At 64.9% G+C, this 24,031-nt stretch carries 22 protein-coding genes and 1 pseudogene; 1 reads left to right on the forward strand and 22 read right to left on the reverse strand.

The window, feature by feature from the left end; genetic code table 11:
* Nucleotide 1: 1 nt before the first annotated feature.
* Nucleotides 2-739: a class I SAM-dependent methyltransferase gene (locus tag CO669_RS07210; protein WP_097659084.1), complete on the forward strand. Its 738-nt coding sequence runs from the start codon at nt 2-4 to the stop codon at nt 737-739.
* Between the two features lie 3 nt (nt 740-742).
* Here the strand turns inward: CO669_RS07210 and CO669_RS07215 are convergent, their stop codons facing one another.
* The 22 genes and pseudogenes from CO669_RS07215 to CO669_RS07320 form a co-directional block, all read right to left on the reverse strand.
* Nucleotides 743-1,243: a TlpA family protein disulfide reductase gene (locus CO669_RS07215; RefSeq protein ID WP_097659085.1), complete on the reverse strand. Its 501-nt coding sequence runs from the start codon at nt 1,241-1,243 to the stop codon at nt 743-745.
* Complete coding sequence (menA, locus tag CO669_RS07220) at nt 1,240-2,145, reverse strand: 1,4-dihydroxy-2-naphthoate octaprenyltransferase (RefSeq protein WP_283806773.1); 906 nt, start codon at nt 2,143-2,145, stop codon at nt 1,240-1,242. Before menA ends, CO669_RS07215 begins: the two co-directional genes overlap by 4 nt.
* Nucleotides 2,142-3,020 carry an ABC transporter permease gene (locus CO669_RS07225; RefSeq protein WP_097659087.1) on the reverse strand — a complete coding sequence of 293 codons (879 nt, stop codon included), beginning with the start codon at nt 3,018-3,020 and terminating at the stop codon, nt 2,142-2,144. The genes menA and CO669_RS07225 overlap by 4 nt, the downstream gene beginning before the upstream one ends.
* A gap of 7 nt (nt 3,021-3,027) precedes the next feature.
* Complete coding sequence (locus CO669_RS07230; RefSeq protein ID WP_143278630.1) at nt 3,028-3,516, reverse strand: protein NosL; 489 nt, start codon at nt 3,514-3,516, stop codon at nt 3,028-3,030.
* Nucleotides 3,494-4,378, reverse strand: coding sequence for an ABC transporter ATP-binding protein (locus tag CO669_RS07235; protein WP_097659089.1), 885 nt, complete (start codon nt 4,376-4,378; stop codon nt 3,494-3,496). The genes CO669_RS07230 and CO669_RS07235 overlap by 23 nt, the downstream gene beginning before the upstream one ends.
* Nucleotides 4,375-5,397 (reverse strand): NapH/MauN family ferredoxin-type protein, encoded by a 1,023-nt coding sequence (locus tag CO669_RS07240; RefSeq protein ID WP_097659090.1) that lies wholly within the window; start codon nt 5,395-5,397, stop codon nt 4,375-4,377. Before CO669_RS07240 ends, CO669_RS07235 begins: the two co-directional genes overlap by 4 nt.
* The gene (locus CO669_RS07245) at nt 5,394-6,182 is read right to left on the reverse strand and encodes a 4Fe-4S dicluster domain-containing protein (RefSeq protein WP_097659091.1); all 789 of its coding nucleotides are present in this window, start codon (nt 6,180-6,182) and stop codon (nt 5,394-5,396) included. Before CO669_RS07245 ends, CO669_RS07240 begins: the two co-directional genes overlap by 4 nt.
* Nucleotides 6,179-7,600: a nitrous oxide reductase family maturation protein NosD gene (gene nosD, locus CO669_RS07250; protein WP_097659092.1), complete on the reverse strand. Its 1,422-nt coding sequence runs from the start codon at nt 7,598-7,600 to the stop codon at nt 6,179-6,181. The genes CO669_RS07245 and nosD overlap by 4 nt, the downstream gene beginning before the upstream one ends.
* Before the next feature lie 3 nt (nt 7,601-7,603).
* Nucleotides 7,604-8,824: a hypothetical protein gene (locus CO669_RS07255; RefSeq protein WP_097659093.1), complete on the reverse strand. Its 1,221-nt coding sequence runs from the start codon at nt 8,822-8,824 to the stop codon at nt 7,604-7,606.
* Nucleotides 8,825-8,910: 86 nt separating this feature from the next.
* Nucleotides 8,911-9,657, reverse strand: a complete 747-nt coding sequence (locus CO669_RS07260; protein ID WP_097659094.1) for a c-type cytochrome — start codon at nt 9,655-9,657, stop codon at nt 8,911-8,913.
* 32 nt (nt 9,658-9,689) lie between these two features.
* A complete protein-coding gene (locus CO669_RS07265) occupies nt 9,690-10,376 on the reverse strand; it encodes a c-type cytochrome (protein ID WP_158228750.1) in 687 nt (228 codons plus the stop codon).
* 155 nt (nt 10,377-10,531) lie between these two features.
* Complete coding sequence (gene nosZ / locus CO669_RS07270) at nt 10,532-12,823, reverse strand: Sec-dependent nitrous-oxide reductase (RefSeq protein WP_097659381.1); 2,292 nt, start codon at nt 12,821-12,823, stop codon at nt 10,532-10,534.
* A gap of 705 nt (nt 12,824-13,528) precedes the next feature.
* Nucleotides 13,529-13,633 (reverse strand): annotated as a pseudogene (locus CO669_RS36630) (NUDIX hydrolase); the annotation flags it as partial.
* Nucleotides 13,634-13,737: 104 nt separating this feature from the next.
* A complete protein-coding gene (locus CO669_RS07280; RefSeq protein WP_097659096.1) occupies nt 13,738-14,757 on the reverse strand; it encodes a zinc-dependent alcohol dehydrogenase in 1,020 nt (339 codons plus the stop codon).
* Between the two features lie 152 nt (nt 14,758-14,909).
* Nucleotides 14,910-15,857, reverse strand: a complete 948-nt coding sequence (locus CO669_RS07285; protein ID WP_198963884.1) for a sugar-binding transcriptional regulator — start codon at nt 15,855-15,857, stop codon at nt 14,910-14,912.
* Between the two features lie 97 nt (nt 15,858-15,954).
* Complete coding sequence (locus tag CO669_RS07290) at nt 15,955-17,484, reverse strand: alkaline phosphatase D family protein (RefSeq protein ID WP_097659097.1); 1,530 nt, start codon at nt 17,482-17,484, stop codon at nt 15,955-15,957.
* Nucleotides 17,481-18,242, reverse strand: coding sequence for a glycerophosphodiester phosphodiesterase family protein (locus tag CO669_RS07295; RefSeq protein WP_097659098.1), 762 nt, complete (start codon nt 18,240-18,242; stop codon nt 17,481-17,483). The genes CO669_RS07290 and CO669_RS07295 overlap by 4 nt, the downstream gene beginning before the upstream one ends.
* Nucleotides 18,243-18,251: 9 nt before the next feature.
* Nucleotides 18,252-19,172, reverse strand: a complete 921-nt coding sequence (locus CO669_RS07300) for an ABC transporter permease subunit (RefSeq protein WP_097659099.1) — start codon at nt 19,170-19,172, stop codon at nt 18,252-18,254.
* A gap of 4 nt (nt 19,173-19,176) precedes the next feature.
* Nucleotides 19,177-20,133: an ABC transporter permease subunit gene (locus CO669_RS07305; protein ID WP_245444214.1), complete on the reverse strand. Its 957-nt coding sequence runs from the start codon at nt 20,131-20,133 to the stop codon at nt 19,177-19,179.
* Between the two features lie 80 nt (nt 20,134-20,213).
* A complete protein-coding gene (locus CO669_RS07310) occupies nt 20,214-21,545 on the reverse strand; it encodes an extracellular solute-binding protein (RefSeq protein WP_097659101.1) in 1,332 nt (443 codons plus the stop codon).
* Between the two features lie 96 nt (nt 21,546-21,641).
* Nucleotides 21,642-23,261 (reverse strand): FGGY-family carbohydrate kinase, encoded by a 1,620-nt coding sequence (locus tag CO669_RS07315; protein ID WP_097659104.1) that lies wholly within the window; start codon nt 23,259-23,261, stop codon nt 21,642-21,644.
* Between the two features lie 22 nt (nt 23,262-23,283).
* Nucleotides 23,284-24,012, reverse strand: a complete 729-nt coding sequence (locus CO669_RS07320) for an SDR family oxidoreductase (protein WP_097659109.1) — start codon at nt 24,010-24,012, stop codon at nt 23,284-23,286.
* Between the last annotated feature and the right edge of the window lie 19 nt (nt 24,013-24,031).

The raw sequence follows: 24,031 nt of genomic DNA on the forward strand, positions 1-24,031 counted from the left end.
CATGAGCGCCGGTGAGAAGCTCGCGCGCAGTTTTGGCGCCACCGAGGTCTCCATCGACAAGCGGCGAGAACTGATCCGGCGAACGTTCGAACAGGTCGCGCCGCGCTATGACCTGATGAACGACCTCATGAGCATGGGCATTCACCGGCTCTGGAAATCGGACTTCGTTGCGCTTGCGGCGCCGCGGCCGGGCGAGATCGCTCTCGACCTCGCGGGCGGCACGGGCGACATCGGCCTCGCGCTTGCGGCCGCCGGCGCCCGCGTACTGGTGGTCGACCCCTCCGCGTCGATGATGCGGGTCGGGCGCATGCGTGCCAGCGCGGAGCGGATCGAATGGATCGCGGCCGAAGCGGAGCATTTGCCCTTCCCCGACGCGTCGATCGACCTGCTCACGATCTCTTTTGGCATCCGCAATGCGACCAGCGTCCGGGATTCACTGCGCGAGATTGCCCGAGTCCTGCGACCGGGCGGACGCTTCTTCTGCCTGGAGTTCTCGACTCCGCGCGCATGGCTGAGACCGCTTTACGGCCTGTGGTCCCGCACCACGATCCCCCTGCTCGGCGCCGCCGTCTCCGGACGGCGCGACGCCTATCGTTATCTCGTCGAATCCATCAGGAGATTCCCCGATCAGGCGGAGTTCGCATCGATGATCGCATCCAGCGGCCTGGTCGACGTGCGATGGCGCGACTTCTCGTTCGGCATCGCCGCGGTTCACTCCGCGCGCAAGCCTGCCCAATGACCTTCAGCGCGACACGAAGCTGAGCAATTCGCGGCGAAGCCCGGGATCTGTCCACTCGCCCTGCCCTCGCATGCGGGCAACCTCGCGTCCCTGCGCATCGACGAGGATCGTCGTCGGCAGCGCGGCGACGTCGAGGGCGACCGCCGCCTCGCGGTCGCGGTCGTGATAGAGTTCGAGATCACGCACGCCCAATTTGGAGGTGGTGCGGTCGATCGCATCCCAGCCGAGCCGGTCGATCGACACCGCGACGACACGCACGCCTTCCCGGCCGAGATCGGATTGCAGCGCCGAGAGCGCCGGCAGCTCGACCCGGCATGGAACGCACCAGCTCGCCCAGAAATGCAGAACGGTCAGGCGCGCGGCGAACTCCGCAGCCGCATGTCCATCGCCATTTCGGTCGCGCACGACGTAGTCGATCTCTTTCGGCGCCGACGGCACGAAATCAGCCGCGCGGACCGGCGTCCATGTCGCCAAAGCGCAGAGGATCAGAACGAGGCGGATCATCGCACGCTCATGAGCAGGACGGCGACGATTCCCGCGGCGAGCCCGATCTGGAAGTGCACGGTCGCGGCCAGCATCGTATTCAGTGCACGCGAAACCGGCGTTCGGGCGAGCCGATGACCGAGATAGAACGCAGCCCCCAACGCCGCCGCCGCAAGGACGATCGCGGCCCGATTGATCGGCCAGAGTGCAATGCCGGCCACGATGGCGGCGCCGCCCAGCTCGAGAACGTAGAGATATGCCGTGCCCGCCGGACCAAGAGCCATTGCGAGCGTTTGCCGCCCCGACTTGGCGTCCTCGGCACGATCGCGGTGGTTGTTGACGGTCAGGACCGCCGCGGCCGGCAGGCCGATCGCGAGCCCGAGCAGCGCCGACGTCGTGTCGAACCGATGCGCGCCGAGCCAGACGATCCCGGTCGTCGCGACCACGCCGAAGAACATAATCACGAAGACCTCGCCGAACCGGCTCGCCGAGATCGGCCAGGGTCCGTAGGAATATCCCCAGGCCGCCAGCAACGAGGCCGTGCCGATCGCCAGGATCGGCGCGCCGCCATAGACGACGGCGACGATGCCGAACACCGCCGCGATGAGACTGGTCACGATGGCGCCGCGCCGAACCTGCGCCGCGGACATGATGCCCGCCCCGACGAGCCGCACCGGCCCCAACCGCTCCGCTGTGTCCGCGCCACGGCCACCGTCGGCGGAATCGTTGGCCAGATTGGTCGTGATCTGGATGAACAGCGCCGATGCAAGGGCGGCAATCACCGGAACGGCGGCAAGCCTGCCATAGGTGACCGCCGCATAGACCAGTGCGACGGCGATCGGCGTCACGGAGAGCGCCAATGTCCTCGGCCGCGCGCCCAGAATCCAGGATCCGATTGGTCCTGTTGATGCCAGTGTCGTCACAACAGATCTCCGCGCCGAAACGACCGGAAGCCAGCATAGGCCGACCCGGCTCCGAGTGCCAACGGGTAAGCCACCGACCAGATCAGGAAGCCCGCGCGGCCGAAGACGTCGAAAACGGCATATGCCGTCGAACCCAGGAGCACGAGCTGCGGATCGAACAGGATCATCGATCCGATCCGGAACACCTGCAGCGGATTGAGCAGCGCGATCGCGACCACCCCTTCGACCGGCATGCGATCGCGGATCAGCACGCCGAGCAGGATGAGATCGAGGCCGAGGATAAGCACGAGCCACAACAGAAACGCCACGGTCTGAGCCAGATCGACCGATCTCGCCACCGAAGCGATGAAGAAGCCGAGCCCGACGAAAGCCAGGATCATCGCGAGCAGAATGCCGATGTCGAAACCCAGCTCCACCCAGGGAATCGCGACGGCGCGCACCGCGCCATAGGCGACCGCCAAGGCGAGCGCGCCGACCACCGGCGCGGCCGCGAGGATGTATCGGGCGAAGAAGCGGCCGGCGTACCAGGCGCCCAGTCCGACCGGGAGCCCGAGCACGTATTCGTACACGCCGGCTTCGCGGTCACCCGCCAGCGAGCGCACCGTGGTGACCAGGACGAAGATCGGCAGGATCGCCATCGCGAGCTGAATATAGGCAACGAGCGTGCGCGACAGACCGGTGAAGCCGAGCACGCGACTCTCGGTCAGGCCAAAGACCAGCAGCAGCCCCACCAGGGCGAAGAACACGGCGGCGTAGGCCCAAAACCATCTGGCGCGCAGCGCCTGGGCGATCTCGAGCCGGAACGTGGCGGCGAGCCCGGACGCGGGGCTAGGCTCGGACGGAACGGATGCGAGGTCGGGCGGAGCAAACAGCATGTCGTCCTCACGTCGGATGGGCGCAGAGCGCCTTCTCGCAAATTGCCGCGGACGCCGTCGCGAAGTCCGCCGGGTGGCGCGCCTCCGTCCCCGCCGCGTAGCCGTGTCCCATCGGTGTCGCCGCGCCTTCGCGATATCGCGCCGAACGCGCAGGCAGCCATCTCGCCGGGTCGCCTTCGTCGGCGACCCAGAAGCCGACTTCGGTCCGATCGAGCTCCTTGCGCTGGGACGCAGCGATCACCGCGCAGCCGAAATCGTCGTAGACGCGTACCCGCCCGATGTCCGCATTCCAGATCTCGGCCGCGTATCGCAGGTCCCCGATCGGCATGCCGCAATAATCGCAGCTCTCGCGCTTCAGCTTGATGGCCCGTGGCGCGGGGCCGGCCTCCTCCGAGCACCCCGTCAGGCCGCCGGCCGCGGCGAGGCCCAGCGCCATGCAGACAAATCGACGTCGCGTCGCGACGACGCCGGCTTCAGGCGGACAACGCATCAGCATCCACGCTCTCCCGATCGGCCTCGCGCAGCTCCACCCCGGACAGGAGACCGGCGTGGCGCGCGACGAAACCGAGAAACCGGAGTCGGTCCGGACCGGCAATCGCGCCGCGCCAGCGCCGTCCTTCGAATTGCGTCAATCCCCACTCAACCGCCGCACGAGCGAAGCTTGCCTCCACGCGGCTGGTCTCGACCTCGACGAGGAAGGTGGATCCGAGCGCGCCGGCGTCGGTCACCGTATCGTCCAGCACGATGCGCCCGCGATCGAGTTCCACCACCCGGTCCACGAGCGGCGCGATTTCGTCGATACGGTGGCTCGAAATGATCATGGCCGTGTGCCGGCCGCGTGCCGCGAGGAGATCGTAAAAGCCGGCGCGGGCGGCCGGATCGAGATTCGCGGTCGGCTCGTCGAGGATGAGCAGGCGCGTCGGCCTGCCGAGGGCCAGCGCGATCAACAGCTTCTGCTTCATGCCGCCCGAAAGACGCACGAAAGCGCGATTGCGGACCGCAGCGATGTCGAGGCCGAGGCCCATGGCAACGCCCTCGATCTCCTCGACCGACGCGCCGGACACCTCGGCCACATAGCGGATGAAGGCGCCGATCGGCGTCTCGAGCCGCGGCGCAATCTGAGGCACAAAGCCGATCATGCGCAGCAGCTGCGCCCGATCGCGACGCGGATCGAGCCCGTCGACGGAGATCGATCCATGATAGCTGTATTCCCCGAGCAGGCTGCGAAACAGGCTGGTCTTGCCGGCGCCGTTGGAGCCGACCAGCGCGATCCGCTGTCCCGAAGGCGCTTCAAGCGACAGGTTATCGAGCACACGCGTCGCGCCGAACTGCTTGCTCAGCTGCTTGATGAGGATCATGTGCCCTCCTCTTCGAGCTTTTCATCAGCGCCCGAGCGGGCAAGACCGACGATGTCGAACGTAAGAGCACCGGTCGGACAGGCGTCGATGCACATGGCGCAGCGCGTGCAATCGACCCCGATCGGAGTTTCGACGTCACGGGCGAAGCCGAGCTTGGTGATGTCGAGCACATGGGGAACCAGGCAGACCTGCCGACACTTGCCTTCGTGCAGGCACTTCGTGGCGTCGTACTTGATCCGCACCGGAGCCACGATGCCGGCAAGGCCGTAGCCGAGGCCGACCGGGCAGACATAGCGACACCACAGCCGGCGTGACCAGACGATCTCGGCCAGCAGCAGCAAGCCGACCCAGATGAGGCCGATGATGGTGCCATAGGTGAGCGCCCGCGACAGAATGCCGACCGGCGAGATGGCTTCGAACAGCGGATATCCGGAGACGAAGGCAAGCACCGCGAAAACGAAGAACATGACGATGCGAAGGCGCCGGTCGAGCTCATGATCCCGAACGAGCTTCTTGCCCACCAGCTTCAGGTGCACCATTTCCGCCAGCTCGGACAGGAAATGGTACGGGCAGACCCAGGAGCAGAACGTTCGCCCCCCGATCACCGCGTAGATCAGCACGACGGTCGTCACCCCGATCACGAGGTTGATGACCACGTGCTTGTGCGCGAGCATGAGCTGCAACGAGGAGTTCACGTCCGCAAAATGGAATCCCAGGACGCGCGAGGCGGTCAGTGCCCCTTCAACGAGCTGCAGGTCGATCCAGTACGAAGCCACGAACAATCCGTTGACCGCAAAGATCGACGCCCAGCGGATCATCCGCCATTTGTGCGACTGAACGGCCTCGGCCCGCTCGCTCTCGATCGCAGCCTTTCGACGCTTGCGCTCGTCCGGGCTCTTCTTGAAAGCGAGCAGCTCGCGCGCTTCCTCGGTCATGTCCGCGGGCGTGGGCTTCTGCGGCGCAACGCCGAACATCAGCGCCAGATCCCGCAGCTTACGCGTGATCAACCGGCTGCTCATGCCTTGGGCCCTCCGGGATCGCGCCCCTTGACGCGCACGTCGACGCGGATCGCGGCGGGCTCGGCGGGGCACATCATCTCGCAGACGCCGCAGCCGACGCAGGCATCCTTCACCACCGGCGTGCGTCGCCGATCCTGCGGATCGCTCGACACCGGCACCAGCTCGATCGCATCCTTGATCGGACAATGCCGCACGCAGAGATCGCAAGTTGCGAGATCGTAGGGGTGAGAGGCAACCGGCTGCGGCTTCCATCGATCGATGTCGGAATAGCGCAGATGCCCCTTGAACGCGCCGCCGCGCGCCAGACCCTTGAAGCCCTCTCCCTTGCGCGCCAGGCAGGCATCCGGTGCGGCCAGGCGCGCCACGCCCATGCGCGACTGCTCCTTGGCGTCGATCAAATGGCTGAGCGCGCCCGTCGGGCAAGCCAGCACGCACTGCGTGGCATCGCAGGAGAAGTCACACGCCTGCGCGCGGGCCGCGATGTACGGCACACCATTGCCGATTCCCTGGTCGAGGTCGCTGAGCCTGATCGCATCCACCGGACAGACCTGGACGCATTGTCCGCACTTGATGCAGGCGGCGAGGAAATCCTCCTCGTCGAGCGCTCCGGGTGGACGCAGCCGAGGCGCAGCCTCTACCGCGCGATGATCGAGCAAGGTCAGGAGTGACGCGCAGAGCACCACGCCGCCCAACGCCGCCGACCGCAGCAGACGCCGGCGCGCCTCGTCGACGCGAGATGAAGACCTCGCCGGCGCAACGGGAGCGGCAGCTTCTTCGTCCTTCACCGCAGCACCTCCTTCACCCCTGCGCGGCGCGCTCCCGCATCTGCGATTGCATCGATACGCGGAGCCGGATCAGCCAGCACCAGGCGCGGCTCCGTGAGCGAACCCAGCCGTTCGACGAGATCGATCATCTCGAGCGAGGGGGCGCCCCGGAAGAACTGCGCGTCGGGCACGTCCATCCACAGCCGGTCGGCCCACGTCCAGACACGATACGGCGTATCGCCCGCGCCATCATGATTTCGGTCAAACCCGTCGTAAGAATCCCAGAAATTCCCCGACCAGATATTGCGCTGGGCAGACCCGCCACCGGCGACCATGGCCTGGGCATGATTGCCGAAAAAGGAGTTGTCCTCGAACGCATTTCCTTCCCAGCCGGAGTGGAAGGCGACAGCGACGCCGTTGTAGGCGAAGCGATTGCCCCTGAAGGCGTTGTGTGACTCAGGATCGTAGGGCGATGCATCCATGAACAGTCCACGCGCATTGGCGAACACGTCATTGTGCTCGATGCGCGCTCCCGAGGATTCCTTGAAGCCGATACCGATGCCCGACGGCCCCTGACTGTACTGGATCACGTTGTCGGCGAGGACGTTGTCGTTGGCGTACATCAGGAATACGCCCACCGTGTTTGCGACGAGGACGTTGTGCCGCATGCTGTTCTGATGCGCATACATCAGATGCACGCCGTACCGGCTGTCCCGAATCCGATTGCCGTCGAGGATGTTCTCCTTCGAATACCAGACGACCGTATCGCGCGTGCGAAATATCTCGTTGTCCTCGATCCGGTTGCCGTTGGAGTACCAGACGCGAATCGCATCGCCACGGAGCGCCTCGGGCAGGTCCTTCGAGGAAATGCGATTGCGCCGGATGATGTTCATGTCGGACTGCTTGAGCTCGAATCCGAACAGGCAATCCTCGATCACGTTGTCGCGGAAGACGCCGTGCTTGCCCCGTAGCCGGACGGCGGAATCGGTCGATTCGTGCCTTTCGCCGGAATTGCGAAACGTGAGGCCGATGACCTGCACGTCGTCGGCTGTCACCGTCATGATCGAGCCGACGCCGCCACCGTCGATCACCGTTCCCGGCTCGCCCTCGATCCGCATCGGGCGGTTCACCACACCCGGCGCAGCGTAGATGCCGCGCGCAAGGTGCAGCACGCTGCCCGTCGGCGTCGCGTCGATCAGCGGTTGAAGCGCCGCCGCGTCGCGCGGGAATCGACGCAGGCTCTCCAGCTCCTCCTCGGAGCGCGGATCCGGCGGCGGAGGGTGATGGTCGGCAAAGCCTGCGTCGCGCGTGAGGTCATAGACCCCGAACGTCGTGGCGATCCTGCCGAAGGCGAAAGCCACGAGCACCAGGACCGCGAGCCCGGAGAGCGCGAGCGCCCCGCCCCGCAGCCAGCCCTGCAGTCGTAGCCGCGCCGACATCGTTCAGTCCTTTGCCGCCTTCGGCGCGGCACGACGCAGCAGCACGGCGACCGCCATCGCCGCTCCGACGACGGACATCAGGGCGAAGCCGGTGTAAGGATAGGAGTGCGTGGAGAATTGCGCGACCTTGCCGTCACCGAACACCGTCGGCATGAACGGCTTCAGCGTGAATGCACCCATGGCATTGAGGCTGTGACCGTACCACCACAGCCACGCCGCGTACTCCATGATGAACGCCACGGGCAGGATCATGGGAGCGACGCCGAGCGCATAGAACAGTACCGAGCGCGGCTTGCGGGCGACCCACAGGAAAGCCAGCATCGCGGCCAGCACGGCACCATAAACGACGTAGAGCGACGTCGTCATGATGGCCACGAGACGCGCATTCTTGGTCGGCTCGTTGAACCAGCGTCCGAGGCTTTCGTCATAGTGCCACGCCATCACGTCGATCCCGCGGCCGGTCCATGGCGGCGTCGGATCGGTCAGGCTGACCGGCGCCTTTTGCTCATAGACGCTCTTCAGGACCCGAATGAGCTGATCCTTGTCGGCGTTGCGCTCCACCTTCGGCGCTGCCGTCTCCCCGATATGGCTCTTGGCCAGGGATTCCTTGAGCTGCCGCACGACCGGGTGCAGCGTATCGCTGCTCGCCTCGTCCTCCGCCCGCCCGAGACTGTCGATGAGGCCGACCACCCAACCGCGGTCGAGATAGCGAATGCCGTTCGGCGCGAACAGGGCCAGCGACATCCAGACGGCAATCCCGGCGAAGCCGAGCGCCATGACGGCGGTCCGCACCCCCACGCCCGGCACCGCGAAACCGACGATCAGGACACCGAGAAAGGAGAACAGGAACGGCGACAGCAGCTTTTCGACCGGGCCGCCGGATGCGATCGGATACATGCCGACGAAGTGGTTGATCGTGTCCATCTCGTGGACGCAATCGAGCGCCTCCTTCTCGAGCACCTCCTTCGACTCCCGCATCACGCAGCCGTTCGAGATGCGATTGACGTGGAAGTTGATGCGAACGCCCTGCGGGAAGGTCTGCGGCGGATAGTTCGGCGCGGTGAGCGAGACCCACCATACGGGCAGGAAGAACGACGCCGCGAGAGCCACCAGCGCGACCAGCGACGCCACGCGCATCAGCGGCATCGCCCAGGTCCGGCGCAAAGCCGACCCCGCCGGGCTGCTCGTGGGCCTCCCCGCCGTGACGCTCGCGATCTTGTTCATGTGTCGATCTCCTGCATTGCGGCCACCTCGGCCCTCGGCCGTGAAGCCGAGGCGGTGGGCCGCAATTCTCCGCAAAACCGCAGGACTTACTTGAAGTCCGGGTTCTTCCATCCCTTCGGCGCCACCAGATCGGCCGGCGGCTTCAGGCGCGAGACGTAATCGAGCACGGCCAGCGTGTCCTTGTCCGAGAAGTTCTTGATCTGCTCGACCATCTCGGGGTTCGAGTTGCGGCGCTTGCCTTCCTTGATCCAGCGATATTGCCGCACGAGATATTCGTAATGCTGGCCCTGAATCCGCGGATAGAATTTTTCGGCATTGCCGGCGCCGTCCGGGCCGTGGCAGCGCACGCAATTGTCGGCATAGAGCTTCGCGCCCAGCACAAGATCATCGCCCTTGCCCACGCCGTTCTCCGGGTTCATCCGCAGGATGGCGATGTATTCCGACACATCGGCGATTGCCTGGGTGCCGCCGATCTCCGACGGCAGCGCGAACGGATACATCGTCGGATTGTCGCGGTGACCGTCACGAATGTCGGCGAGTTGCTTGATGATGACCGAGCGATGCTGACCCGCGAGCTGCGGGAACGTTCCGTCGACCAGGCCCCAGCCTTCCGGCTGGTGGCAGGCCGAGCAGACCTCGTAGACGTCGCGGCCATTGTCCTTGTTCGGCTTGAGGTTCAGCGCCTCATCGCGCTCACCCCCCTGGCTCATCCATTCCTTCTTCTGCTTGTTCTCTTCGAACTTCTGCTGATCGACGGCAGGCCCGGCGGCGTAGACCAGGCTCGTTCCGACCAGGGCCGCGGCCAGCATGGCCGCCGAAAGTGCTCTTTTCATCGCATGTCTCCAATCTTGCTTCGGCTCATCGCCTATTTCGGGCCACGCTCAACCTGCGACAGGTAGTCGGCAATCAGCGCGATCTTCGCGTCGTCAAGCTTCTTGGCGAACGGCAACATCGTCGCGACCTTGCCTCCCTTGCGGACTCCGTCGCGGATCTCCGTCATCTGCAGCGCGACATAGTCGCGTTTCTGGCCGGCTATCTGCGGATAGCTCGCGAGCGGCTTCGATCCGTCGGGACCGTGGCATGTCCCGCATCCGCTCTTCAGATAGGCGTCCTTTCCAGCCGCGAGCCGCGCGCTGTCCGGAGCCGGATCGAGGGGCCGCGGCTTCGCAGCCGGCTGGCTGGCCAGGAATTCCGCGATCGCGGCCCGCTCCTCGGTGCTCGTCAGGTGCATGACGTCCTTCATGCCCTGCGTGCGCGGATAGCCTCGCGCATCGGGGCCCGATACGCGGCTGCCGTCCGCGATCCCCGCCATCTGCGCCAGCATGTATTTCGCGTCCTGGCCGGCGAGATCAGGATAGTTTTGAATGGCTTTCGCACCATCGCGGCCATGGCAGGCCACGCAGGTCTTGGCACGAAACAGCGACTTGCCGTCGAGCGAGCCCGGCGATGCCGTCGCCGCCTGCCCTTCGCTCGGGGCGGCGGAGGTCTGCGCAAGCGCTGCGGGCGCGGTGACCAGGAACGCTAGCGTGGCCAGAATACCGATTGTCTTCATTTGTCTTCGACCTCGAACTTGGGATCGAGTTGGGCTCGGACTTGGAGCCGGCCAGGCGCAATTTGCGCCTGGCTTCGGCATTGAGCGGACGATCCGGAGAGCTCTTGCCGTCGCCGGAGACCGGCGGCGGCAGGACTGCTCCTCGATCCGCCAGCTCACTTCGTGACGGTCTTGGCGCCGTGCTCCTCCAGGTAGGTCTTGACGCGCAGACCGATGTCGGCGGCCTTGACCTGGTACTGCCACCACTGGTTCGCCCAGAGGGTCGCCTGCTGCCAGTCTTCCTTCTTGGCGGCGTCTTCGGCCTTCGCCTTCGCATCCTTCAGGAAGTTGAGCTGGTCCGTCGCGTCGTCGACGAGCGCGACGACGGTCGGGAAGTCCTTGTAGTTCGTGGAGAGGATGTACTTGACGACGCTGTCGATGACGCCCTGCGTCTCGACGTTGGTCTTGTACTGCTTGTCGTAGTCGGCCTTGGCGTAGACCGCGCCTGCCGTAGCCTTCGCAGCAACCTGCTCGACAAGTCCTTTCGGCTTGACCATCAGGTAGCCTTCCATCTCGAGATGCAGCGCCGAACAGAATTCGGTGCAGTAGTACGAGAAGGCACCGGGTCGCTCGGCCTTGAACGTCACGGATGCCGTCTTGCCGGGCTCGAGGCTGAGATTGCCGATATAGGTCGACACGGCGAAACCATGCGTCTCGTCCTCGGCGCGCTCGGCGTTGGTCCAGTGGAACGTGACCTCGTCGCCTTCGTTGACGTCGACGATCTCCGGCGTGAAGTGCGAGCGGATGACGGTGCCGAACACGGTGACCTTGCCGGGCTCGCGCACGATCTTCTCGGATCCCGGCCGCACCGCAAAGGCACTGTCCTTCTCCGTGCGGCTATCCGTGCCATACTTGTAGCGCACGAGCGGCTTCAGCTTGTCCGCGGCGATGGCAGCCGCGTAGTGCGGCTCGCCGAGCGGCAGCGGCATATCGTACAGCAGCTCCATCTTGTCGCCGGAGATGTCGATCAGCTGGTGGTTCTGCGGATGCAGGGGACCGACCGGGTTGAAGCGGTCGATCGCGAGCTTGTTGAGGGCGATCAGGTACTTTCCGGCCGGCGCGGCGCTCTCGCCTTCCATCGCCGTGAGATGCCCGATGTTGTAGTGGACCGACAGCTTGTCGAGTACCTTGCCCTCGCAATAGTCGTATTTCGCGACCTGGCTATCCACGTACAGCGAGGTATAGGCGATGCACGGCTTGGAATCGAACTGCGTGTGCAGCGGTCCGAGGCCGAGCTGAACCTGCTTGTGCAGCACCTGCTTCATGTCGAGGATCGGAATCCCGTAGGCGTCCTTGGAAGCGAACTGCTTCGCGTCGACGGCCGCCTTGATCTTCTCCCACGAATAGACCGACACATTGGTGTCGAGCTTGCCGCCGACGATGATGTACTTGCCGTCAGGCGTGACGTCGGCGCCATGCGGCGATTTCGGCTCCGCGATCAGATAGACCAGCCCTTCCGCGATGGCGGTCTGCATCGAGATGACGTCGTGCCCGTTGATCTTCGTCGTCTTGCCGGCGGCGGCGACTTCCGCTGCCTTCTTCCAGTTGATCACGTGCAGGAAATCGGCGTCGTTGGCCGAGCAGCCGGCCTCGAAGGGCGGCTTGCCCTGTTCGATACCGCCGACGTAGCGCTCGGCGCAGAACGAATTGGTGAAAGACCAGCCGTCCGACGGACCCTTGCCCGCATCCGACAGATCCTGCGTGTAGGGCGGCAGTTCGATCGAGAACGACTTGCCGGTGTCGATCTGCCCCTTCTCGCGATCGAACTTCCAATAGGTGATCGCGCCGCGGAATTTCTCGTTGAACTCGGAGAGCGGCGCGTAGCCGCGGCCGAGAACGCCCGGATATTGCGCCGCTTCGATGACGTATTCGGAATTCGGCGTCACAAAGGTGCCACCGTGCTCCGACTGCATGATCGGATTGGTCACGATCTGCCGGGTCTCGAAGTCCTTGAGCGAGATGACCGCGATGCGCGGATTCGCCTTGTCGTTGATGAAGAGGAACTCGCCATCGGGCTTGCCGCCGGTCTCGGACAGTCCGGGATGATGGGTGTCGCCCCAATTGGGATTGCGACCATCAATCTGGCCTTGCGCCAGAATCTTCTTCGATTCGTCATCGTAGCCATAGCCTTGCCACGGCTCCGGCGTGAACACGGCGATGTATTTGAGAAGACGCATCGAAGGCACGCTGTAGACGATGACCTGTCCAGACTGGCCACCGGACGAGAAGACGAGAAACTCGTCGCGTCCGCCCGTCGGTACGTAAGTCTTTGCTGCAGCCAACACGTCCTTCTGACTGAGATTGCGACGCTTCATCACGTCTTCGAGGCTTTCAGCCGCAAACACGTTAGCTCCGGCGAAGCAGAGCAAGGCCCCCGCGGCCACAGATACCTTAAATAATGCCTTCATTTCGTGCTCCTGTAGCGTCCACCGCTTGCGCTCGCATACCCCAAAGACGTAGCGCGACGGCATCGCCGCCAATTCGGCCTCTCGGTGCCAATCTGCCAATCTCAGTGGTGAGAGCACCACTCACCGCTGGCCGGATAGATAATGAATCGCAGCTCTCAGTCGCATTGATCGGGCGCAAAACACGACTTGACCACGGTCAATTGACGATCGTCTCTCCATCCCACGCGGACCTCTAACGACGAACATCAGCGACTTGCTCGCAACATCATCGACGCTTGCGCGCCGCTGATGAATTGCTCCCAAAGAGAGCCGTTCAATCATGCGGCCGATGCACGGCTCCTCGCTCGAGCGCATAGCTTTCGGCGCGAGCAACTTCGGACTTCATTTTCGGATCGTGTTCTTTGTCGAGACACAAATGTCCCGTCGTTTCGGGTGGCGGTACCGGACCCGTCGGCATTCGGATTCCGACTCGCGCACTTTATTGCCGATGAGCGCATCGGAATGCCGGGCGATCCTAATGGATCGGTGCCCTCCGGGACCCGCTGCGGATCGAACGTGACTCGGCAGGGCGTCAAAGAGGTCGTGCACCAAGTCTACCCGTCGCGCGAAGCCAGCGCTTGACCTGCGACGGCCGGCCTCACGTCGCGCGGCATCCAGAAGGCCTTCGGTGACACGTCCCGACGTCTACGAGCGGCCCGCCGCGCCTGCCCGCTTATGTGCTCCTGGAAACATCCAGAGCCCGTCGCGCCGGCGCCTCACCATCAGGACGCGCCCTCTTCTCGCGACGACCAGCTTCGACGATTTCGCCATGGCCTAACGCATGATCCGGAAAAGTGCGAAGCGGTTTTCCGGCAAGATCATGCGCAAACAATAACCTAAAGCGCGATGACAATTCATCTAATCCTCATCGCGCTTTAGGGGCAGATGATCGCCTTGATGATGCCGTCGCGCCGCGCGACCTGCTGCTCGAACGCCGCAGGCGTCTGGTCGAGCGAGAAGCTGTGGGTAGCCAGCGGCGCCAGCTTGACCTGCCCGTCTTGCGCAAGCGCGATGGCGCGCGGATAAACCTCCGGCATGCGGCGTGAGAACTTGATCGACAGCCCCTTCCGGCGCGACTCCGCGCCGCTGAGGATGTACTGGTTGTTCTCGGGAATGCCGACGAGAACGACCCGGCCGCCGATGCGGGCACAGCGCGCGGCGTGCTCGAAACCGTGCGAGGAGTCGGTCGCCTCGATCACCAGATCGACGCCGCGGCCTTCGGTGGCGTCGGCGACCTCGGCATAGCTGCGGCACGCCACATCCGCACCGAGGTCGCACGCCAACGCCGTGCGCTGCTCGACCGGGTCGATCGCGATGATCTTTCCGCTGCCTGCGAGCCGCGCCAGTTGCACGAGCAGCAGTCCCACGGGGCCGCAGCCAAGCACCGCCACGGTCTCCTGAAGCCGCGGACGCGCCAGGTCCATGGCATGGATCGCGACACCGAGCGTCTCCAGGATCGCCGCGCCGGCGGGGTCGATGCTGTCGGGCACCAGATGCACGGCGGACTTCGGCACGCAGACGAATTCGGCCATGGCGCCGTTGTGGGGAGCGTAACCGAGAAACTTCACGTTCGGGCAGAGGTTGGTGTGCCCGCGATGACACCACTCGCAATGGCCGCAGGGAATGGACGGATCGACCGCCACCAGCGCATCGGCCGAGAGCCCCGCCTTGCGCGCGGAGTCCGGCGTGAGGACACCCGAGAATTCGTGCCCCAGGACGAACGGCCTCACTTGCGTCGGGCCCGTCGTTCCGCCCTCGAGATAGGAGTGCAGGTCGCTGCCGCAGACACCGACGGCCTTGACGCGGATGATGAGCTCGTCCTCCGCGAGCGGCCTCGGCTCGGGAATATCGAGGACGCGGATATCACGAATGTCCTGGAGCACCGCAGCGCGCATGTTGTCGCCATCCTTCCGAGCAATTGTGCCCTCACATTACATATGTAATACGCGTGTGACAAATGATTTCGCGCGCCTCTTGGCGCGCGTGCGCGGGCCGTCGCGCCTTCGATGCCCGAGGCGCGGCTCCCCTGTCGCTTGCGAGAATGCGGCTATTTCTGCTTGTCGAGCAGTTTCAGCGCGGCGACGGCGGTGCTCTCGTCCGTCACCAGCACCTTGCCGATCCGGCCGCGCAGCACGGCTGCGATGATCGGCGCCTTGTTGAGCCCCCCGGCGATCAGCATCGACGTCGGCACGCGCGCCAGCTTTTCCAGCGGCATCGCAATGGCGCGGCTGTTGATGTTGTGATCGATGGGCCGGCCGGACTTGTCGAGAAATTGCGCCAGAACGTCGCCGACGGCGCCCGCTGCCCGCAGATGCTCCGCGCGCACGTCCGGCGGCAGCCCATGCCGCATCAACAGCGAGCGCGGCGTCAGGTCTCCCATGCTCAGAAGCGCCAGATCGATCTTGTCGACGCTGTTCAGCACCTCCTGATAGACCTCCTGCGCCAGGAAGGTGTCGCGCGAGCGCCGGCTGCTGACGAAAATCGGCGCCGCCAGATAGCTGCATTGGGCGTGCAGCCGGTGCGCGAGCTCGCCCGCGATCTCGAACGTGTTGAGCTCGAGCCCGCGCGACAGGCCGCCCATCATCGAGACGATGGACAGATCGGGATAGTCGGCGGGCGTGACGTAACGAATCGTCTCGCGCAAGGTCGCGCCCCAGCCGATCCCGATGATGCGCGGGCGCTTCTGCTCGAGGAACTTCGACAAATAGGCTCCCGCCGCCATCCCGATCAAGCTGCCGGTTTGCTCGGGATTTTCCGGGCTCGGAATCACGACGGCGTCCTCGAGGCCGCATTCCCGGCGCAGGCGGTGCTCCAGCTCGGTGCAGCTCGCAAAGGCGGAGTTGAGCCGAATATTGACGATCCCGGTCTGCCGGGCATCCGACAGCATGCGATTGACGCGAGCGCGGGTCAGCCCCAGCCGCTCACCGATCTCGGCCTGCGTCAGATTCTCCATGTAATAGAGCCAGGCGACCCGCAGGATGGTTTGATCAGTCACGGCGCAGCCCCCAGCAGCGGCCTCGAAATACGGCCAGACGTCGGAGCATTTGAGGCAATCTTTCCCCGGTCGTCAAATCGGTGCCATGCCGAGCTCGTCATGCGGACTTCGCGCCCGGCACGCCATCCTCGACCACAAAGCTCGTCAGCCGGCGCACGGCGCTTCGGACGTCCTTGACGTCGTCGAGCACCTCGAATCCCACACGGCAGTGCCGCGCGTCGAGCTCCATGGTCACATAGCCGCGCCTGTCGCCACGCGCATAGACCAGGTGCGGATTCTCCGCCAGCGCCTTGCGCACGCTGGCTTCGCTCGGCCCGTCGGAGGTGATCGATGTGCCGACGAATTCGGTCGCAATGGTCGGTCCATCCGGGCGGGCGAAATCTTCCTTCAGATCGGCGGTGAAGAAGGCGTGGCGGTCGCCGCCGATCACGATCGGATTGCGCCGCCGTTGCGCCACGAGCGAATCAAGCAGCCGGCGGCGGGCATTGGGATAGCCGTCCCAGCCGTCCATCCAGAAGCGCGCGCCGTCGTCCCCTTCCCGCTTGTCCTGCGCCATCAAGGTCTGCTGGGCGACGATCGTCCAGCGGCCGCGACAGTCGCGCAGGCGCGCATCGAGCCATTGTTCCTGCGCGCGGCCCAACATCGTCCGCGTTTCGTCCGTCCGGTCCGCGCAGTCCTTCACCCAGGTCGGCCGCCCGCTTCCGACGCAGGCCGATGCCGAGCGATATTGCCGGTCGTCGAGCAACAGCACGTCGAGCGTCTCGCCGAAGCGATAGTGCTCATATATCGTGGCGTCGGCCCCGCGCGGGCGCGCCGAAGGCGGCAGCGGCATGTGCTCGTAATAGGCCTGATACGCGGCCGCACGGATCTTCAGGAACTGAGCGGCGTCCCGCACGGTGTAGGAACGATCATTGGCATAATCGTCCATCACCTCGTGGTCGTCCCAGACCGAGAGCCAGGGAGAGGCCGCGTGGGCCGCTTGCAGGTCGGAATCTCCCTTGTAGAGCGCGTAGCGGTTGCGGAATTCCTCGAGCGTCGTCGGAATTCCGACGCCGTGCTGGCGGACGTGGTGCGATCCCCAGGACTTCTCGTAGATGTAGTCGCCGAGATGCACGACGAGGTCGAGATCGCGCGCCGCCATGTCGCGATAGGCGCTGAAATAGCCCTGCTCGTATTGCTGGCAGGATGCGAACGCAAAGCGGAACGTCCGCCCGGAGCCCGCCGGGGCGGTTCGCGTGCGGCCGACCGGGCTGAGCGCCGGACCGGCGCGGAAGCGATACCAATAGACGCGATCCGGCAGCAGCCCCGTCGCCTCGGCATGCACCGAATGCGCAAGCTCTGCCGTCGTCCGCACGACGCCGCGGGAGACGACGCGTGCAAAGGCCTCGTCCTCGGCCACCTGCCATTCCACCTCCACCGAGGCCGCCTGAACGCCCCCGCCTTCGAGCGGTTGCGGCGCCAGGCGCGTCCACAGGATGACGCGATCCTGCCGCGGGCACCCGGAGGCGACACCGAGCGTGAAGGGATCTGCGCTGAATGAGACCGGCGCTCCCCGCACGAAGCCGGCGGGCGCAGCGAAGGCGGCGCTCGCGAGCGTTCCCACGAGAAAGCGGCGGCGGGGAATCACGGACGGGCCGACGCCGTTTTCAGCCTGCGGCGGATGCTCGCAGCAAGATCCGGCCGATCGGTCGTGATCTGCCGCACCGGCTGGGCGAGCCAAAAGGCGATGTCCTCCGGCTCATTGGTCACCCACACGCCGAGACGATCGGATCCCAGCATTTTGAGCGCGAGCGGCAATGCGAACCCCAGCAGCGATTTCTCCACTGCGACGATGCAGCCGGGAATGGCGGCCAGTTGCGTCAGCGCGCGCTCAATTCCGCCCATCATCTCCGCCGAGCGACGGTCGAGCGAGATCAGCACGCGCGCCTCCGGCAACAATCTCCGCACGGTCTCAATCACCCCCGGCACGAAGCAGGTGATCACGGCGCGCCGCTCAAGGCCCCGGCGCCTGACATCGTCGATCAGCCGCCCCTCCAGTCCGGGATAGGCATGGCCGAGCGCGTCCGTCTTGATCTCGATATGCAGCTCGTGCGTGGTGTCGCTGAACACATCCAGCACCTCGCCCAAGGTCGGAATGCAGTCGTCGCCGGCATCGCGAAGACGCGTCGCCGTCAATTGCCGCAGGCTGCGCTCGCCGACCGGCCCGGTCTCGAAAGTGGTACGGTCGAGCAGCGGATCATGAATCACGACGAGACCGCCATCCGTGCTCTGATGGACGTCGAACTCGACCGCATCGACGTCCTCCCTGCACAAATTGCGGAAGCCCGTCAGGCTGTTCTCCGGCCAAAGATTGCGTCCGCCGCGATGCCCGGCGATGAAAACCATGATCGATTCCTATTTGCTGCTGTCGACGAGACCCTTGATGAACCAGCGCTGCAACAGCAGGACGACCAGCACCGGCGGCAGCATGGTGAGGAGCGCTCCGCTCATGGCGATATTCCAGGCCGGCTCGCTGTCGGAGCGGGGAATGAGGCCCTTCAGCGCGATGACCGCCGTCGCCATGTCCTTGTCGGTCGTGAACAGCAACGGCCAAAGATACTGATTCCAGCCGAACAGGAACAGGATGATGGCGAGCGCCACCATGTTCGGCACCGACAGCGGCAGCAGGATGCTCCAGAAGAAATGCAGCGGTGAAGCGCCATCCAGCCGCGCTGCCTCGCAGAGCTCATCCGGGATCGTCAAGAAGAACTGGCGAAACAGGAACGTGGCGGTGGCCGAGGCGATCAGCGGCAGGATCAAGCCGGGATAGGTGTTGACCATGTTCCATTCGAGCGCGATCGCAACCTCGTGTCCGCTGATCCAGGCCCAGAGATCGGCGACATGCAGGGTCTCCAACAACCACTGCAGCGGCAGCGCCGCATTTGCCACGGCTTCGAAGGTCGGGACGATCCGCACCTCGATCGGCAGCATCAGCGACATGAAGATGAGCCAGAACGCGAGCATCCGATAGCGGAACCGAAAGTAGGTGATCGCGAACGCCGAAAGCAGCGACACCGCGATCTTCCCGGCCGTGATGCCGAGCGCCACGACGACCGAATTGAGGAAGGTGCGGCTGAAATTGCCCTTGGCCCAGGCCAGTTGCAGATTGTCAAGGAACTGGCTTCCAGGCAGCCATGGCAGCGGCACCTTCTGAACCTCGGCCACCGTCAGCGACCCCGCCACGAAAGCGAAATACAGCGGCACGCAGACCGTCAGCGCTCCCGCGATCAGGATCGCATGACAGACCATGTTCAGGATCGGGGAGCGTTCCACCATCTGGCTAGACCCCGTAATTGACCTTGCGGTCGAAGTAGCGGAATTGCAGCAGCGTGCAGATCAGCGCGAAGCTCATCAGCAGGACCGATTGGGCGGCGGACGAGCCGAGATCGAGGTTGACGAAGCCGTCAACGAAGACCTTGTAGACGAGAATGTTGGTCGCGCCGGCTGGCCCGCCCTTGGTCACGGCATCGATGATGGCGAAGGTTTCGAAGAAGCCATAGATGAAGTTCATCACCGTAAGGAAGAAGATCGTGGGCCCGAGCATCGGCAGCGCGATCGAGACGAAGCGGCGGATCGGCCCCGCCCCGTCCACGGCCGCAGCCTCCATCAGCGACACCGGCACCGCGAGCAAGCCTACGACGAGGAAGATATAGTCGTAGCAGATGTGCTTCCATGAAGCAGCGAGCGTCACCAGGATCAGCGCATCGGTCGGGTTGAGGTTGGGGTCCCATGCGATGCCGAAACCGTGCAGCACCTGCGCGAGCGGGCCGACAGCCGGATTGAACAGGAACGCCCACAGGATGCCGGCAATCGCGGGGGCAATGGCATAGGGCAACAGGATGATGGTGCGATAGGCCGGACGCCCCCGTACGATCCTGTCGGTCGCAAACGCCAGCACGAGCGCGCTTCCCAATGTGAGCACGTTCTGCATCACCGTGAACCAGAACGTCACCGCGATCGACTGGCGATAGTCGCTGCTCGCAAGCAGCGACTTGAAATTGTCGAACCACACGAACTGGACGTTGTTGCCGAAGGGATCGCTGAGCAGGACCGATTGCGTCAGCGCCCGCAGCGACGGGATGAAGAAGAAGAACAGCAGGATCAGCAGTTGCGGCAGCAACAGCAGCGTCGGCAGGCCGGGACCGTCGCCGAAATTGGCGCGCTTCAGTCCGGCCTCCTGATCGCGCCGCGCCGCCCTGCCCGATGCGCGCGCACTGCCGGCGGCCGACGCCGGCACGGCCTTGGACCCAGCACTCCCGTGCTTTCGCTGAAGCACGGGCGCGCGTGCATCACGCCATGGGATGGACAGGCGCAGCGTCATGGACGCTCGTTTTCCGGAGTCTTCCCGGCATTGAGCTTTTCGAACTGCCGCAGGATCTCGTTGCCCCGCTTGACGGCGTCATCCATCGCCTGCTGCGGCTGCTTCTGACCGGAGAACACCGCCTCGACCTCCTGCCGTTGGGCCAGCATGGTCTGCACGAAATTGCCGAAGCGGAAGCCACGCGAGCTCTCGTTCGGCGTGCCGCGCGAGAGCTGCAATACCGCGATCTCCCGGGTCGGATGATCCTTGTAATAGCCGCGCTCGCGCGCGAGCGCATAGGCACGGTTGGTGGCGGGGACATAGCCGGTTGCGCCGTGCCACCAGACCTGGGTCTCCGGCTGCGCGACGAAGTCCAGGAAGGCCGCGACGGCCTCGTATCGCTCCGGCGTGTGGCCCTTCATGACCCAGATGGCGCCGCCCCCGATGGTGCTGTTGAGCGGCGGATTGATATCGCTCTCGTGCGGCAGGAAGGTGGCGCTCCAGTTGACGGTCGCATTGCGCTCGATGTTGCCATGCGAGGCGGTCGAATTGGCGAAAGTCGAGCACCGGCCCGAGGTGAACAACTGCTCGGGACTGAAGCCCTGGCCTGCGATCTGCATCACGCCGTCATCGAGCCACTTCTTGAGCCGCGCGACCTGCGAGACCACCTTCGTCTTGTTGTAGACGAACTCGGTGCCGAGCCCGTCGAATCCGTTGGCCAACGTGCCATAGGGCTGGTTGTTGATGGCGCTGTAGTTCTCGAGCAGGCTCCAGTAGAAATCGCCGGGCAGCACCGTGCCGCACTCGCTGATCCCCTTGGACTTGATGACGTAGAGCTGCTTCTCCAGCTCCTGCCAGGTGTCGGCCGGCTTGTCGAAGCCCGCCTTCTGGAAGTGGTCCTTGTTGTACCAGAAGATCGGCGTCGACGAGTTGAAGGGCATCGCCGACATCCGTCCCTTGTAACTCCAGAAGCTCGCCACCGGCTTGATGAAGTCGGAGAAGTCGATCTTGTAACCCTTCTGCTCCACGAGGTCCTGCACGGGAACGATGGCCCCCGACAGCAGCATCGTCATGTAGCCGCGCTCGGCGATCTGCACCATCTCCGGCGGCCGCTTGGCCCGATAGGCGGCGATCACCCCGTTGGTCACCTCATCATAATTCCCCTTGGCGACCGCGACGACGGTGTACTTGTCCTGCGAGGCGTTGAATTTCTCGACGAGTTCATTGAGCCGGTCGCCGAGAACGCCACTCATGGCGTGCCACCATTGGACCTCGACCCGCGCCTGGGCCGGACCAACCAATGCCAAAGCGCCGAACAAGGCCGCAATGAATGCGACTTTCCTACCCATGGGCAGCCCTCCCTCACCGGGCAAGAGGCCCGGACTATACATTTGTATTTCTATAATGACATATGTGTCGAGATGATGAAAGGGGGGCAGGAAGAGCTAGCCTCTGATGGCTCGACCGACCTTCTGCAAGGCCTCGAAGGCTGCGAAGCGCCGATCGGCCCAACCCGCCAGAGCGGCCTGCGGCCGACGGACGTCTCCCAGCACCGACATCGCCTGCATGGCGTCGCCGAGATCGGCATGGTCGCCCGAGGCAACCGATCCGAGCATGGCGGAGCCGAGCAGCACGGCCTCCGGCGACGCGGACGCTGCAACCGTCAACCCCGTCATATCGGCGAGCACCTGTCGCACCAGGCGGCTCTTTGCGGCACCGCCGCTGACCACGATCGTATCGACTGCGATGCCCTTGTCTCGCTGGGCGCGAACGATCTGACGGGCCCCGCAGCCGAGCCCGCACAGTCCGGCAAGATAAAGCGCCAGCAGACTCTCAAGGTCCGAGCGCATATCAAGCCCGGCAATCAGCGCGCGCGCGTCGGGATCCGCGAATGGCGCGCGATTGCCGAGGAATTCCGGGACGACATGCAGCTCGCCGATCAATTGCGGAATCATGGCCGCACCGCCACGGGCTTCGGTTTCCGCGGCCAGCCAATCGGCAAGCGTCTGCTGCGTCTGGCTGGCAGCCCGCATCGCATGCGCGGAATGCGGATGCATCTGCAACAGCTGCTCGATCGCAGCGCCGGCCGCCGACTGCCCGCCTTCATTGAGCCAAAGCCCCGGCACCATGGCGGAGTAATAGGGTCCCCACACGCCGGGGACGAAGGACGGGTCCGGCGTGGTCGTCATGGTGCAGGCGGAGGTTCCGAACACATAGGCCATGCGCGTCAGCACCGTGCCCGCCGTGCCGCGCGCGCCCACCGTCCCGACGCCGCCGGCATGTGCATCGATGAGGCCTGCGGCAACCGGCGTCGCCGTCGCGAGCCCGAGATCGGCCGCCGCCTCCGCGGTCAGGCCGGACACCAACCTGGTTCCGCCGGGCACGATCTCGGTGCCGATCCGGCGAAACCGCTCGTCCGCGAGCACACCGAGACCGACCTTGCGGAAGAATTGATCGTCCCAGCGGTTTTCGTGACCCAGATAGGTCCACTTGCAAGTCACGGTGCAAATCGATCTGGACAAGCTTCCCGTCGCGCGCCAGGTGAGAAAGTCGGTCAAGTCCATGAACTGCCATGCACGGGAAAACGTGTCGGGCATGTTCTCGGCCAGCCACAACAGCTTCGGCGTCTCCATCTCGGGCGAGATCGTCCCGCCGACATAGTCGAGAACTCTCTCACCGGTCTGGTTGATCCTGCGCGCCTGATCGGCAGCACGATGATCCATCCATACGATGACGTTGCGCGCAGGATCTCCCGATGGGCCGACAGGCAGCGGCGCGCCGCCCTCGCCGAGCACCACCAGCGAGCAGGTCGCGTCAAAGCCGATGCCGGCGATGCTACCCGGCGCAATGCCGGCCTGCGCCACCGCGCCGCGCACGCTGCGGCACACGGCGCGCCAGATGTCCTCGCTCGACTGCTCGACGACGTCGCCGGCCTCGCGCCAAAGCGCAACAGGCGCGCTGTCACTTGCCAGGAGCCTGCCGGAGCGGTCGAACACGCCGGCCCGCGCACTGCCGGTGCCGACGTCGATGCCGAGAAAATGGCGGTGATCGGATTGCTTGGTCATCTGGATCGCCGATCGGAAGCTGCTACAGGTCGTTGCTCTGCGGCAGAATGACGAGGTCGCGGATGGTGACGTTCCTCGGGCGCGTCAACATGAAGAGCACGGCTTCTGCGACGTCCACCGGCTGCATCAAGCCGCCGGCCGCCATCTCTTCCTCGATCTTCGCTTTGGGCCAGTCCTTGAGCAGCGCCGTCACGACCGGACCGGGCGCAACGGCGCCGACGCGCAAGCCGTGTTTGGCGACCTGCCTGCGCAGAGTGTGCACGAAGGCCTGCACCGCATGCTTGGACGCGGTGTAGATCGGCTCCCAGACGACGGGGACGAGACCTGCGATCGAGCTGGTGACAATGATGTCGCCGCTCCTGCGTTCGACCATATGCGGCAGCACCGCATGGATCGACCGGAACGCCGCATTGACGTTCAGATTGAGCATGCGATCCCAGGCGTCGGGATCGCCGCCAAGCACCTCGCCGCCGACATAGGCGCCGGCGTTGGCATGGAAGATGTCCAGTCGGCCCGCCTTCTCCAGCACCTGCGGCATCATGGTTGCCGCGCTCGCGGGATCGGTGAGGTCGATGCGCAGCGGAATCGCCTTCGCGCCCAGTTCGGCGCAAGCGAGGCTCAGGGCCTCCTCGGCCCGGTCGATCAGCACCACCTGCGCGCCCGCCCCGATCAACGTCCTGGCGCATTCGAGACCGATGCCCGATGCGGCGCCGGTGATCGCGGCGACTTTTCCTGCAAGTTCCTGGGCCACGGCTTGTCCTTCTTCCTGT

Source organism: Bradyrhizobium sp. Y36 (assembly GCF_002531575.1).
Taxonomy (GTDB): domain Bacteria; phylum Pseudomonadota; class Alphaproteobacteria; order Rhizobiales; family Xanthobacteraceae; genus Bradyrhizobium.

Bases quoted from the DNA above. Each gene is read 5' to 3' on its own strand.
- CO669_RS07210 (WP_097659084.1), top strand. From the start codon at position 2: ATGAGCGCCGGTGAGAAGCTCGCGCGCAGTTTTGGCGCCACCGAGGTC.
- CO669_RS07215 (WP_097659085.1), bottom strand. From the start codon at position 1,243: ATGATCCGCCTCGTTCTGATCCTCTGCGCTTTGGCGACATGGACGCCG.
- CO669_RS07225 (WP_097659087.1), bottom strand. From the start codon at position 3,020: ATGCTGTTTGCTCCGCCCGACCTCGCATCCGTTCCGTCCGAGCCTAGC.
- CO669_RS07230 (WP_143278630.1), bottom strand. From the start codon at position 3,516: ATGCTGATGCGTTGTCCGCCTGAAGCCGGCGTCGTCGCGACGCGACGT.
- CO669_RS07235 (WP_097659089.1), bottom strand. From the start codon at position 4,378: ATGATCCTCATCAAGCAGCTGAGCAAGCAGTTCGGCGCGACGCGTGTG.
- CO669_RS07240 (WP_097659090.1), bottom strand. From the start codon at position 5,397: ATGAGCAGCCGGTTGATCACGCGTAAGCTGCGGGATCTGGCGCTGATG.
- nosD (WP_097659092.1), bottom strand. From the start codon at position 7,600: ATGTCGGCGCGGCTACGACTGCAGGGCTGGCTGCGGGGCGGGGCGCTC.
- CO669_RS07255 (WP_097659093.1), bottom strand. From the start codon at position 8,824: ATGAACAAGATCGCGAGCGTCACGGCGGGGAGGCCCACGAGCAGCCCG.
- CO669_RS07260 (WP_097659094.1), bottom strand. From the start codon at position 9,657: ATGAAAAGAGCACTTTCGGCGGCCATGCTGGCCGCGGCCCTGGTCGGA.
- CO669_RS07265 (WP_158228750.1), bottom strand. From the start codon at position 10,376: ATGAAGACAATCGGTATTCTGGCCACGCTAGCGTTCCTGGTCACCGCG.
- nosZ (WP_097659381.1), bottom strand. From the start codon at position 12,823: ATGAAGGCATTATTTAAGGTATCTGTGGCCGCGGGGGCCTTGCTCTGC.
- CO669_RS07280 (WP_097659096.1), bottom strand. From the start codon at position 14,757: ATGCGCGCTGCGGTGCTCCAGGACATTCGTGATATCCGCGTCCTCGAT.
- CO669_RS07295 (WP_097659098.1), bottom strand. From the start codon at position 18,242: ATGGTTTTCATCGCCGGGCATCGCGGCGGACGCAATCTTTGGCCGGAG.
- CO669_RS07300 (WP_097659099.1), bottom strand. From the start codon at position 19,172: ATGGTGGAACGCTCCCCGATCCTGAACATGGTCTGTCATGCGATCCTG.
- CO669_RS07310 (WP_097659101.1), bottom strand. From the start codon at position 21,545: ATGGGTAGGAAAGTCGCATTCATTGCGGCCTTGTTCGGCGCTTTGGCA.
- CO669_RS07315 (WP_097659104.1), bottom strand. From the start codon at position 23,261: ATGACCAAGCAATCCGATCACCGCCATTTTCTCGGCATCGACGTCGGC.